Origin of the sequence: Exiguobacterium sp. TNDT2, assembly GCF_003331145.1 — a bacterium.
Lineage (GTDB): Bacteria > Bacillota > Bacilli > Exiguobacteriales > Exiguobacteriaceae > Exiguobacterium.
In genome coordinates this window covers 1-11,917 of the sequence record NZ_QLVE01000031.1, presented here as the reverse complement: position 1 = coordinate 11,917, position 11,917 = coordinate 1, and the positions used below count along the sequence as shown (strand labels likewise).

12 protein-coding genes and 1 riboswitch are annotated in these 11,917 nt (G+C 54.2%); all 12 genes read right to left on the bottom strand.

Features of this window, described 5'->3' with window-relative positions; translation table 11 throughout:
• Positions 1-9: 9 nt before the first annotated feature.
• Complete coding sequence (gene purH, locus DPV68_RS13215; protein ID WP_114167268.1) at positions 10-1,530, bottom strand: bifunctional phosphoribosylaminoimidazolecarboxamide formyltransferase/IMP cyclohydrolase; 1,521 nt, start codon at positions 1,528-1,530, stop codon at positions 10-12.
• Positions 1,527-2,105, bottom strand: coding sequence for a phosphoribosylglycinamide formyltransferase (gene purN / locus DPV68_RS13210; RefSeq protein WP_114167267.1), 579 nt, complete (start codon positions 2,103-2,105; stop codon positions 1,527-1,529). Before purN ends, purH begins: the two co-directional genes overlap by 4 nt.
• Positions 2,102-3,136, bottom strand: coding sequence for a phosphoribosylformylglycinamidine cyclo-ligase (gene purM / locus DPV68_RS13205; RefSeq protein ID WP_114167266.1), 1,035 nt, complete (start codon positions 3,134-3,136; stop codon positions 2,102-2,104). The genes purN and purM overlap by 4 nt, the downstream gene beginning before the upstream one ends.
• Before the next feature lie 12 nt (positions 3,137-3,148).
• Complete coding sequence (gene purF, locus DPV68_RS13200; protein ID WP_114167265.1) at positions 3,149-4,558, bottom strand: amidophosphoribosyltransferase; 1,410 nt, start codon at positions 4,556-4,558, stop codon at positions 3,149-3,151.
• A complete protein-coding gene (purL, locus tag DPV68_RS13195) occupies positions 4,534-6,753 on the bottom strand; it encodes a phosphoribosylformylglycinamidine synthase subunit PurL (RefSeq protein ID WP_114167264.1) in 2,220 nt (739 codons plus the stop codon). The genes purF and purL overlap by 25 nt, the downstream gene beginning before the upstream one ends.
• A complete protein-coding gene (gene purQ / locus DPV68_RS13190) occupies positions 6,737-7,417 on the bottom strand; it encodes a phosphoribosylformylglycinamidine synthase subunit PurQ (RefSeq protein ID WP_114167263.1) in 681 nt (226 codons plus the stop codon). Before purQ ends, purL begins: the two co-directional genes overlap by 17 nt.
• Positions 7,414-7,656, bottom strand: coding sequence for a phosphoribosylformylglycinamidine synthase subunit PurS (purS, locus tag DPV68_RS13185; protein WP_021065194.1), 243 nt, complete (start codon positions 7,654-7,656; stop codon positions 7,414-7,416). Before purS ends, purQ begins: the two co-directional genes overlap by 4 nt.
• Positions 7,656-8,357 (bottom strand): phosphoribosylaminoimidazolesuccinocarboxamide synthase, encoded by a 702-nt coding sequence (gene purC, locus DPV68_RS13180; protein WP_114167262.1) that lies wholly within the window; start codon positions 8,355-8,357, stop codon positions 7,656-7,658. Before purC ends, purS begins: the two co-directional genes overlap by 1 nt.
• 48 nt (positions 8,358-8,405) lie before the next feature.
• Positions 8,406-9,698, bottom strand: coding sequence for an adenylosuccinate lyase (gene purB / locus DPV68_RS13175; protein WP_114167261.1), 1,293 nt, complete (start codon positions 9,696-9,698; stop codon positions 8,406-8,408).
• Positions 9,695-10,789 (bottom strand): 5-(carboxyamino)imidazole ribonucleotide synthase, encoded by a 1,095-nt coding sequence (purK, locus tag DPV68_RS13170; RefSeq protein WP_114167260.1) that lies wholly within the window; start codon positions 10,787-10,789, stop codon positions 9,695-9,697. The genes purB and purK overlap by 4 nt, the downstream gene beginning before the upstream one ends.
• Complete coding sequence (purE, locus tag DPV68_RS13165) at positions 10,789-11,277, bottom strand: 5-(carboxyamino)imidazole ribonucleotide mutase (RefSeq protein ID WP_114167259.1); 489 nt, start codon at positions 11,275-11,277, stop codon at positions 10,789-10,791. Before purE ends, purK begins: the two co-directional genes overlap by 1 nt.
• Positions 11,278-11,346: 69 nt before the next feature.
• Positions 11,347-11,448, bottom strand: a riboswitch (purine riboswitch).
• 140 nt (positions 11,449-11,588) lie between these two features.
• Entirely contained in the window at positions 11,589-11,780 is a 192-nt protein-coding gene (locus DPV68_RS13160; protein ID WP_114167258.1) for an NETI motif-containing protein, read from the bottom strand.
• Positions 11,781-11,917 lie beyond the last annotated feature (137 nt).

Genomic DNA, 11,917 nt, shown 5'->3' with positions numbered 1-11,917 from the left:
TCGCTCCTCTCAATGTTTGAAGTGTCGAACTGACGTGAACACCATCGTGATACCGTGGCGGTTCGCCGCTTCGATCGACTCTTCGTCACGAATCGATCCGCCAGGTTGAATGATGGCCGTGATGCCGGCCGCGGCCGCAGCCTCGACCGTGTCCCCCATCGGGAAGAACGCATCGCTACCGAGCGCAGCCCCTTGAGCACGTTCACCCGCTTGTTCGAAAGCGATTTTCGCCGCACCGACGCGGTTCATCTGTCCTGCACCGATGCCGATTGTCGTCTCATCTTTGGCGACAACGATGGCGTTCGATTTCACGTGTTTGACGACACGCCACGCGAGCTTCAAGTCTTCCCATTCGGACGCCGTCGGACGACGGTCCGTCACGATTTGACATGACGCATCATCGAGGGTGACATCGTCCCCGTCCTGCACGAGCAGACCGCCCGCGACGGCTGTCAATCGCATCCCTGTCATCTGGCCCATGTCGAGCGTCAATAACCGAAGATTCTTTTTCTCTTTCAATCGGTCAAGTGCTGCCTCACTAAAGGATGGCGCGATGATGATTTCTAAGAAGATGTTACGGAGTGCTTCTGCCGTCTCTAAATCGACTTCACGGTTCAAGGCGACAATGCCACCGAAAATCGAGACCGGATCGGCCGCATGGGCTCTCGAGAACGCTTGGCTAATCGTTTCTCCCACAGCGACACCGCACGGGTTCATATGTTTGACGACGACCGCTGCCGGCTCCGTCAGTTCACTGAGCGCCTCGAGCGCCGCATTCGTATCTTGGATATTGTTATAGGAAAGTTCTTTACCGTGCAATTGCTCCGCATTCGCGAGCGTCATCCCGTGATAGAGCGGCGTCTTATAAAACGCTGCCTGTTGGTGTGGGTTCTCTCCGTAGCGAAGGTCTTGTACTTTCTCATACGTGACCGTGAGCTGTTCCGGGAACGTCTCACCGATCTGCTGCCCTAAATAGTCGGCAATCAAGGCGTCATACGCCGCCGTGTGACGGAACGCTTTTGTCGCGAGGCGTTGGCGTGTCTCGAACGTCGTCCCACCGGCGCGAACCGCTTCGGCGACGTGACCATAGTCAGCCGGATCGACGACGACCGTCACGCTGGCATGGTTTTTTGCGGCCGAACGGAGCATGCTCGGTCCACCGATATCGATATTTTCAATCGCTTCTTCATACGTCGCATTCTCTTTCGCAATCGTCTCTTTAAACGGGTACAAGTTGACGACAACATAGTCGATCGGCTTAATGTCGTGGTCTTTCATCTGTTCGACGTGCGAGTCCAAATCGCGACGTCCGAGCAGTCCGCCGTGAACGAGCGGATGGAGCGTCTTCACGCGTCCGTCGAGCATCTCTGGGAACGACGTCACTGCTGAGATGTTTTTTACCGGAAGGCCGGCCGCGATGAGCGCAGCTTCCGTCCCGCCTGTCGAAATGAGTTCGATGCCCGCTTCATGCAACGCCTGTGCGAGCTCGACGATTCCTGTTTTATCTGACACACTCAGTAATGCTCTCACTTGAAAACCTCCTGTTGGATAAACACTTGTTGTAGTACGCGCGGATAGAGCTGATGCTCGACCGCTTGGATGCGCCTTGTCGCTTCCATAGCATCACAGCCGGCGATGGCGACGTCTTGTTGGGCGATGATTGGTCCCGTATCCATCCCGGCATCGACGTAATGGACGGTGACACCGCTCGTCGGCACGTTCGCCGCGAGCGCCTGACCGATGGCGTCTTTTCCTGGGAACGCCGGTAAGAGCGACGGATGGATGTTGATGATCTGGTTCGGATATGCTGACAGCAACACGTCCCCAATCAACCGCATATACCCGGCCAAGACGATATAGTCGGCGCCGAGAGCCTGTAACAAGACGAGAATTTCTTGTTCGAATTCCGCTTTTGACGCATATGCCTTCGGTTCGAACGAGAAGCTCGCGATGTTGAACCGATCCGCCCGCTCGAGTACTTTCGCTTCTGGTTTGTCCGTGACGAGCAGGACACATTCCCCTGACAAGTCGCCTCGGTCGATGGCTTGCCAAATCGCTTCGGCGTTGCTACCGGACCCGGAGGCGAAGATGGCAAATTTTTTCACTGGTCGACCCCCATGATGCGGACGCCCGGTTTGGCATCAACTTTCCCGATACGGTGCGATGTCTCCCCGACGCGCTCGAGCGCGGCTTCGACGGCTTCGACATCTTCAGCCCGGACCGTGATCATGAAGCCGATCCCCATATTGAACACGTTGAACATCTCTTGTTTCGAGACGTGCCCGACTTGTTCGAGCCAGTCGAACACGGGCAGGCTCGGCCAATTCGATGCGTCGAATGTGACACCGAGGCCTTCCGGCAGCATGCGTGGCACGTTCTCATAAAACCCGCCGCCCGTGATGTGGGCCATGCCTTGGACACGCCCCGTCGCGATGGCGGCTTTCGCCGCTTCAGAATAGATGCGTGTCGGCAACAAAAGGGCGTTCCCGAGCGTCGTATCGAGCATGGCAATCTCATCGGTGTAGGCGAGTCCTTGCGACTCGACAATATGGCGGACGAGCGAGAATCCGTTCGAGTGGACACCGGATGACGCGAGTCCGAGGACGATGTCCCCCGCTTCAATCGTCCGTCCATCGATCAGTGCTTCCTTCTCGACGACACCGACGGCGAATCCGGCGATGTCATATTCGCCGTCCGGATACATCCCCGGCATCTCGGCCGTCTCGCCTCCAACGAGGGCACAGCCCGCTTGGACACAGCCTTCGGCGACTCCTGCGACGATGCGCTCAAGTTTGGCCGGTTCCGCTTTTCCGGTCGCGATATAGTCTAAGAAATAAAGCGGTTCGGCCCCGTGGACGAGACAGTCATTGACACACATCGCCACACAGTCAATTCCAATCGTATCATGTTGGTCGAGCGCGAACGCGAGTTTGAGTTTCGTGCCGACCCCATCCGTTCCGCTGACGAGAATCGGATGTTTCAACTGCATCGAGCCAAGGTCAATCATCGCACCAAAACTACCGAGCCCGGTCATCACTTCTGGACGCATCGTCCGTGCAACGTGACGCTTCATGCGTGATACTGCCTCATAACCTGCCTCTAAATTCACACCCGCTTGTTCATATCTTAAACTCATCGTCAGTCCCCCTCAAGCTTTTGTCTCTGTTACAAGTTCCGCCAGTTCAGTTGGATAAAGTCCGGTGAAGCAAGCGGCGCACTGCCCGCGCAAGTTCCCTTCGAACGGCCGGTCGATTGCTTCGACCGTCCCATCCAATGTGAGGAACGCCAGTGAATCGGCCCCAATCTCTTCTTTAATCTCTTCGATGGATTTGGTGGCCGCAATCAACTCTTCCTTTGATGATGTATCGATGCCGTAATAGCACGGATGCTTGATCGGTGGTGACGTGATGCGCACATGCACTTCGGTCGCCCCGGCTTCACGGAGCAGTTTGACGATGCGTCGGCTCGTCGTCCCGCGAACGATTGAGTCGTCGACCATGATGACCCGCTTCCCGTTCACGACACCTCGCAGCGCCGACAGTTTCATCTTGACGCCGCGCTCCCGTAACTCTTGCGACGGTTGAATGAACGTCCGGCCAACATAGCGGTTTTTAATGAGTCCCATCTCGTACGGAATCCCGCTCGCCTCAGCGTAACCGATGGCCGCTGAAATACTCGAATCAGGGACGCCGGTGACGACGTCCGCTTCGACCGGTGCCTCGTCGAACATCTTTTTCCCCATCGCCTTACGGGCCGTGTGCACGTTGACGCCATCGATGATCGAGTCCGGCCGCGAGAAATAGATGTATTCCATTGAACACATCGCGCGGACCGAGGCCTCGCTGTACCGCTCCGATACAATCCCGTCTTGCGTGATCATAAGGAGCTCTCCTGGTTCGACATCACGTACGTACGTCGCCCCCACGACGTCGAACGCACATGTCTCTGAGGCGAACACGTAGGCTCCGTCCTCGGTCTGGCCGAGCGAGAGCGGACGTAATCCGTGAACATCGACGCCGACGTAGAGCGCGTCTTCCGTCAAGAAGAGAAAGGCGAACGCGCCGACGAGACGAGCCAAGCTATCCGCGATTCGTTCTTTCATCGAGTTGCCGCGGCTCCGCTTAATCAAGTGGGCGACGACTTCCGTGTCAGATGTCGTCTGAAAAATCGCACCTTCCGCTTCGAGCATATGTTTCAACTCGTTGGCATTGACGAGGTTACCGTTATGCGCCATCGCCAAATCGCCCGTGAGCGACTTGAAATGGAGCGGTTGGACGTTCTCGAGCGTGTTGCCGCCTGCTGTCGAATAACGGACATGACCGATGGCGTGATGCCCGGTCAATGCATCGAGCGAAGGTTCGTCGAACACTTCAGCGACGAGGCCGAGCCCGCGTTTGGCGTGCAAGCGATCGCCGTCAGCCGTGACGATGCCTGTCCCTTCTTGTCCCCGGTGTTGCAGGCTGTGGAGGCCGTAGTAGGCGAGGTGTGACGCTTCGTGGTGATTGAATACCCCGAATACCCCGCACTCCTCGTTCATGCCTCGGATGTCATATAACATGGAATAGCTCCTTCCCATATCCGTTCAAGCTCTGTGACGTCCATTTCGATGAGGCGGTCACTCGCACGAACCGTCAATTGTGGCGTGTCTGTCACCTGCCCGATGCGTGACGCCTTCGTCAAGGATGCGAACGCATCAGCCTGATGCGGCGCGACTGTGACGAGGAACCGTGACTGTGATTCACTGAAAAGCGTCGTCACGAGATCCGTGTCGACCGTGACGTCTACGCCGAAGCCTGTCCCGAACACGAGTTCAGGGAGGGCCGCGGCGAGTCCGCCTTCTGAGACGTCGTGGGCCGCCGTGACAAGTCCTGCCCAGATTGCTGCGAGGAGCGCTTGTTGCTGACGGCTCTCTGTCTCGAGGTCAAGCGTCGGCGCCTGCCCGCTCACTTTGCCGTCTTGAAGCATTTGAAGCGCACTGCCACCGAACTCAGGTTTCGTCTCACCGAGAAGGAAGATGATATCGCCTGCTGCTTTCGCGAACGACGTCGTGATATGTTCCGGCTTGTCGATCAAGCCGACCATGCCGACGACCGGTGTCGGATAAATTGCCGTCCCGTTCGATTCATTGTAAAGCGAGACGTTCCCACCGATGACCGGTGTGTCGAGGGCACGGCACGCCTCGGCCATCCCTTCGACGGCTTGGTCGAGCTGCCAGAACCCTTCTGGCTTATCCGGGCTACCGAAGTTCAAGCAGTCCGTGAGCGCGAGCGGCGTGGCACCGCTGGCGACGATATTGCGCGCCGCTTCGGCGACCGCGATGGCACCGCCGACACGCGGGTCGAGGTACACGTATTTGGCGTTGCAGTCTGTCGTCATCGCGAGCGCTTTGTCTGTGTCGCGAATGCGGATGACGGCCGCGTCACTGCCTGGCGCGACGACAGTTGATGTTTGGACCATGTAATCGTATTGTTCATACACCCAACGTTTCGAGGCAATCGTCGGCATGGCGAGCACGTCTTTCCATGTCGAGAGCACGTCCGTGACGACCGGTTGGACCGGTGCCATCGCTTGGAACGTCTCATAATATGCCGGTACTTTCGACGGCTTATGGTAGACCGGTGCGTCTTCTGCGAGCGCGTCGACCGGTACTTCGGCTGCGACTTCCCCGTGATGGAGCAGACGGAGTACTTTTTCTTCTATGACGACACCGACTTTGATCGCATGAAGTCCCCACTTCGTGACGATTGCTTCGATTTCATCTTCATGCCCTGCCTTGACGACGAGAAGCATCCGCTCTTGTGACTCCGACAACATCATCTCGTAAGGCGTCATATCAGCCTCGCGTTGTGGGACGAGGTCGAGGTTCATCTCGATACCCATGCCTGCCTTCGATGCCATCTCGGCCGAAGACGACGTGAGACCAGCCGCTCCCATGTCTTGGATCCCGACGAGGGCTGGGTGTTTAATGACTTCCAAACACGCCTCAATCAACAGTTTCTCCATGAATGGGTCCCCGACTTGGACGGCCGGGCGTTTCTCGTCCGCATCCTCACCGAGTTCTTCCGAGGCGAACGTCGCCCCGTGAATGCCGTCGCGTCCTGTCGTTGCGCCGACGTACATGACCGAGTTGCCGACACCTTCGGCAATCCCTTTTTGAATGTCTTCATGGCGGATGAGTCCGACGCACATCGCGTTGACGAGCGGGTTGCCGGCATAGGCCGGGTCGAACGCGACTTCCCCACCGACCGTCGGGATGCCGACACAGTTGCCGTAACCGGCGATGCCGGAGACGACGTGGCCGAAAAGATGTTTCACACGTGATTCGTTCAAATCTCCGAAGCGGAGCGAGTTGAGGAGTGCGACCGGTCGCGCGCCCATCGAGAAGATGTCGCGGATAATCCCGCCGACACCTGTCGCCGCACCTTGGTACGGCTCAATCGCCGATGGATGGTTATGGCTCTCGATTTTGAATGCGACGGCCTGGCCATCGCCAATGTCGACGATGCCGGCACCTTCCCCAGGTCCTTGAAGGACGTGCTTCCCGGTGGTCGGGAATTTCCGGAGGACAGGCTTCGAGTTTTTGTACGAACAGTGTTCAGACCACATGACCGAGAATAACCCGATCTCTGTGTAATTCGGCTCACGACCGAGCAGTGAGACGACGAGCGCGTATTCCTCATCGGTCAAGCCCATCGTGGCGTAAAGTCGCTCTTCACGGATGTGTGTTGCTGTCGGTTCAGTTGTAAGTAGCATGTCGAGTCCCCCATTTCACCATCGAAGTGAATAATCGTTTGCCATCTTCCCCGCCTAAGAGTGCTTCGACCGCTCGTTCCGGGTGTGGCATCATTCCGAGTACGTTGCCTTGTACGTTCGTGATTCCTGCAATATTCGCGACCGATCCGTTCGGATTGTCGGTATACGTGAAGGCGATCTGTCCGTTCGCTCGAAGCGTCTCAAGTGTCACCTCGTCACAGTAGTAGTTGCCTTCCCCGTGGGCAATCGGGACTTGAATCGTCTCCCCGAGCGCATAATCGTTTGTGAACATCGTCTCGTTCGTTTCGACTTTCAATTCGACCGTCTTGCACACGAACTTCAAATCACGGTTGCGCATCAATACACCCGGGAGAAGCCCGGCTTCGACGAGCACTTGGAATCCGTTACAGACGCCGAGCACCGGACGCCCTTCTTCAGCGAACCGCTTCACTTCGTTCATGATCGGTGAGAATTGGGCGATGGCACCGCAGCGCAAGTAATCCCCGTAGGAGAACCCGCCTGGCAAGAGCACACCGTCGTATCCTTCGAGTGCTGTTTCCGTATGGAACACATAGTCCGCTTCTTCACCGAGGACATCTTTTACGGCATGATACATGTCGAGGTCACAGTTCGATCCCGGGAAGACGATGACAGCGAATTTCATGCGAGTACCCCCATCTCGATCCGATAGTTCTCGATGACCGTGTTGACGAGTAGCTTCTCACACATGTCACGCACCATCGCTTCGGTCGTCTCATCTGCCACTTGAAGCTCGATGACTTTCCCGATGCGCACCGACTCTACCCCTGTAAAACCGAGATGTTCGAGCCCACCTTTTACGGCGACGCCTTGCGGATCCAGTACACTTTCACGTAATGTCACGTACACGTTTACTTTTTTCATCAGTTCATTCCCCCTATGCGTGTTAACAACTGGCTATACGTATCTGTCAGAGATCCGAGGTCTCTGCGGAAAACGTCTTTATCGAGCTTTTGTTTCGTCTCTTTGTCCCAGAGTCGGCACGTGTCCGGCGAAATCTCATCGGCGAGGATGATTGTGCCGTCGACTTTACCGAACTCAAGTTTGAAGTCGATTAAATCGATGCCATGTTCGTTGAAGAAATCTTGCAATACATCGTTGACCCACAGGCCGAGTTGTCGCAATGTTTCGACTTCTTTGTGTGTGGCAACTTGCAGTAAACGGATGTGGTCCTCTGTTAAAAGTGGATCTCCGAGTGCGTCATCTTTATAGTAGAACTCGACGATTGGTGACATGAGCGGTGTCCCTTCTTCCCAACCGAGTCGTTTCGCCAGGCTTCCGGCGGCGACGTTACGCACGACGACCTCAAGCGGAATGATGTCGACACGGCGCACGAGCTGCTCGCGATCCGATAGTCGTTTAATGAAATGCGTCGGAATCTTGTTATCGTGCATGAGTTCGAACAAGCGCGTCGTGATAGCATTGTTCAACACGCCTTTGCCGGCGATTGATTCTTTTTTCTCCCCGTTAAATGCCGTCGCGTCGTCTTTATAATAGACGCGGAGCACACCCTGTTCTTCAGTCTCAAATAACGCTTTTGCCTTACCTTCGTAAATTGCTTCCATCTGTATCGTCCCCCTTAAAAGTGAGAGGGGCATGAAGCCCCTCAACGATCACAAACCACAGCGTTCAAAAATAACATCGACACGGCGCACGTGATGGCTCGGGTCGAATAGGTCGTCGAGCTCGTCATTCGTGAAGAGCGCGCCCATCTCGGCGTCTTGTTCAATCAAGGTGCGGAACATCGTCTCTTCTTCCCACGCCTGCATCGCCTTCGGTTGAACGGCATCATAAGCGGCTTCGCGCGACCATCCTTTTTCAATCAACGCGAGCAAGATGCGTTGGGAGAAGATAATGCCAAACGTCCGGTCCATGTTCCGGCGCATATTATCCGGGAAGACCGTCAAGTTCTTCACGATATTGCCAAAGCGGTTCAACATGTAGTTGAGGAGACTCGTCGCATCCGGAAGAATGATTCGTTCGGCAGAAGAGTGCGAGATGTCACGTTCATGCCAGAGTGGGACGTTCTCATACGCCGTCACCATATGACCGCGAATGACACGGGCCAGGCCGGTCATGTTCTCTGAACCGATCGGGTTACGTTTATGCGGCATCGCTGACGACCCTTTTTGACCTTTGGCGAAGAATTCTTCGACCTCACGTGTCTCTGTCTTTTGAAGGCCGCGAATCTCTGTCGCCATCTTCTCAATCGATGTGGCGATCAACGCGAGCGTCGACATGTATTCGGCGTGACGGTCACGTTGTAACGTCTGCGTCGAAATCGGGGCTGCTTGAATCCCTAATTTGTCACACACATACGATTCGATGAACGGATCGATGTTCGCAAACGTACCGACCGCACCACTCATCTTGCCGAATTCAATCGTCTCACGGGCTGCCACAAACCGTTTCTTGTTGCGCTTCATCTCTTCGTACCAAAGGGCGAGCTTCAATCCGAACGTCGTCGGTTCTGCGTGGACACCGTGTGTACGGCCCATCATGATGTCGTATTTATGCGCCTTGGCTTTCTCAGCGAGAATGTCGATGAAACGGTCGATATCGGCTTCTAAAATATCGTTTGCTTGCTTGATCAAGTACGATAAGGCCGTATCGACGACGTCCGTCGAAGTCAATCCGTAATGTACCCACTTCTTCTCTTCTCCAAGCGTCTCTGAGACGGCACGCGTGAAGGCGATAACGTCATGGCGCGTCTCTTGCTCGATCTCCAAGATGCGTTCAACATCAAACGATGCTTTGTCCCACAGGACCGCGACATCTTCTTTTGGAATGACGCCTAGCTCGCTCCACGCCTCACATGCGTAAAGTTCTACTTGAAGCCATGCCTCAAATTTGTTTTGGTCTGTCCAAATCGCCGCCATCTCGGGACGGGTATAACGTGAAATCATAAAACGGTCTCCTTCCAAATTGCCAATTGTTCGATGGTCTGAAGCGCTTCTTCGACGGAATCGGCGAGCACGTTCAAATGTCCCATTTTCCGCCCCTGCTTCGCTTCTTCTTTCCCATACAAATGTAGTTTAACATTCGACGGTAACGTTTGCGGGTTCAGCTCGTCCATATGTTCGCCTAACAGGTTGACCATGACGATTGGTGTGTAAAGCGTCGTTCGTCCAAGCTTCATCCCGGTGATTGCCCGAATGTGTTGCTCGAACTGTGATGTCTCACAGGCATCAATCGTGTAATGCCCTGAATTGTGGGGACGGGGAGCAAGTTCATTCACATACAAGGAGCCATCCTCCATAATGAACAACTCAACGGCCAGCGTACCGATTAGTCCAGTGTGGTCAGCGAGTTGGAGGGCCAAATGACGCGCCTCCTCTAAAATATCAGGCTCCACTCGTGCCGGTACAATCGAAAGATGTAAAATATTGTTTCGATGAATGTTCTCGCTGATGGGGAACGTCGTCGTCTCGTGCGTCCCTCTCGTCACGATGACAGAGATTTCTTTTTTAAAAGGAAGCCAAGCTTCGGCCACATATTCCGTTTCTTCGAACTGATCTGTGAACGAGCGTACGTCTTGTTCTGAACGTATTACGGTTTGACCTTTACCGTCATAACCAAAACGGCACGTCTTAATCACAAACGGAAAACCTAACACGTCTCTTGCTCGAGTGACGTCTGGGAGGGAACGAACTGGAATATATGGAGCGACGTGAAGGCCCGCACCTTCAATCATTTGCTTCTCATAAAGCCGATGCTGTGTCGCCTTTAAGACATCCATCCCTTGCGGACACTTGTCAGCGATAGCTTCAATCATCGCTGTATCGATATTTTCGAATTCGTATGTGATGATGTCTGAACGCTGAGCGAGTTCACGAGCTGCTGTTACGTCGTCAAATGTAGCCACAATGCTTGGCGCGACTTGAGCGGTCGGTGCGTTTGAGTTTGGATCGAGGCTTAGCGTTTCGTATCCCATTGCACTCGCGCTGAGCGACATCATGCGACCTAACTGCCCCCCACCTAAAATGCCGATTCTCATTAGATTAGTTCCTCCGTTGCTTGAAGTACCATATCTCGTTTCACTTGGCGGTAAACCTCGAGACGGTCAATCAATTCAGAAGATTGGAGGCTCAAGATTTGCGCCGCGAGAAGACCTGCGTTCGTCGCCCCAGCTCGACCGATGGCGACGGTTGCGACCGGTACACCTGCAGGCATTTGAACAATCGAGAGCAAGGAATCGAGTCCATTTAACGCTTTAGATTGAACAGGCACTCCGATGACAGGGAGCGTTGTTTTCGCTGCCACCATTCCCGGTAAATGGGCTGCCCCTCCTGCGCCTGCAATGATGACATGTATACCTCTGGTACGGGCCTCTTCAGCATATTCAAACATTAAGTCCGGCGTCCGATGTGCCGAGACAACTTGTTTTTCATATGGAATACTCAATTCTTCTAGGATGTCACAAGCGTGACGCATTGTTTCCCAATCAGACGAGCTACCCATGATTACACCTACTGTTGCCTTCACTTAATTGTCCCCCTTAAATAAAGAAATCCCTAAACCGAATAACCAGTTTAGGGTATAGGCCACGACAAAAAAATGTCGACTATACCCCATAGTCTGATCAGAATCGGCGATCAGGTAGAAACTTGCGAGCCATTTCCTCGCGATTATATGGAGCACTATTTAATTTGTTATCAACTCACACGCCTATCGTACCTTGTTCTTTCAAAACATGTCAACAAACTGCGAACAATTTAATTGTCTGAATATTTATCGTTCGTCTTTAGTGGTGTTGAAATACAAAAAAACCGCCACGCATTCGTGACGGTTTGGCATTATGATTTGAGAGCAACGCACTCAAACAAAATCGATTGATGGGAATGTACAGGTTCGTCTTTGGTTCCCGTTTGTTCAAAGACAGGCTTTTCAATCCTACGTACCGGGCGATACCCCATTTGAGCAATTCGATTTAAACAATCATCGATTGTCTCGTTTGGCTCGACGTATACTTTGATTTTTTTGGCCATCTGTTCTTCCTCTCTTTCATTTGAATCGCGATATAAATAAAAAAAGCGGCGGCCCTTGAGCGAATGCTCCAGAACCACCGTTTGCCTGGCGACGTCCTATCCTCACAGGGGGAGACCCCCAACTACTTTCGGCGCTG

Bases quoted from the DNA above. Each gene is read 5' to 3' on its own strand.
- purF (WP_114167265.1), bottom strand. From the start codon at position 4,558: ATGTTATATGACATCCGAGGCATGAACGAGGAGTGCGGGGTATTCGGG.
- purQ (WP_114167263.1), bottom strand. From the start codon at position 7,417: ATGAAATTCGCTGTCATCGTCTTCCCGGGATCGAACTGTGACCTCGAC.
- purM (WP_114167266.1), bottom strand. From the start codon at position 3,136: ATGAGTTTAAGATATGAACAAGCGGGTGTGAATTTAGAGGCAGGTTAT.
- DPV68_RS13160 (WP_114167258.1), bottom strand. From the start codon at position 11,780: ATGGCCAAAAAAATCAAAGTATACGTCGAGCCAAACGAGACAATCGAT.
- purC (WP_114167262.1), bottom strand. From the start codon at position 8,357: ATGGAAGCAATTTACGAAGGTAAGGCAAAAGCGTTATTTGAGACTGAA.
- purL (WP_114167264.1), bottom strand. From the start codon at position 6,753: ATGCTACTTACAACTGAACCGACAGCAACACACATCCGTGAAGAGCGA.
- purS (WP_021065194.1), bottom strand. From the start codon at position 7,656: ATGAAAAAAGTAAACGTGTACGTGACATTACGTGAAAGTGTACTGGAT.
- purK (WP_114167260.1), bottom strand. From the start codon at position 10,789: ATGAGAATCGGCATTTTAGGTGGGGGGCAGTTAGGTCGCATGATGTCG.
- purB (WP_114167261.1), bottom strand. From the start codon at position 9,698: ATGATTTCACGTTATACCCGTCCCGAGATGGCGGCGATTTGGACAGAC.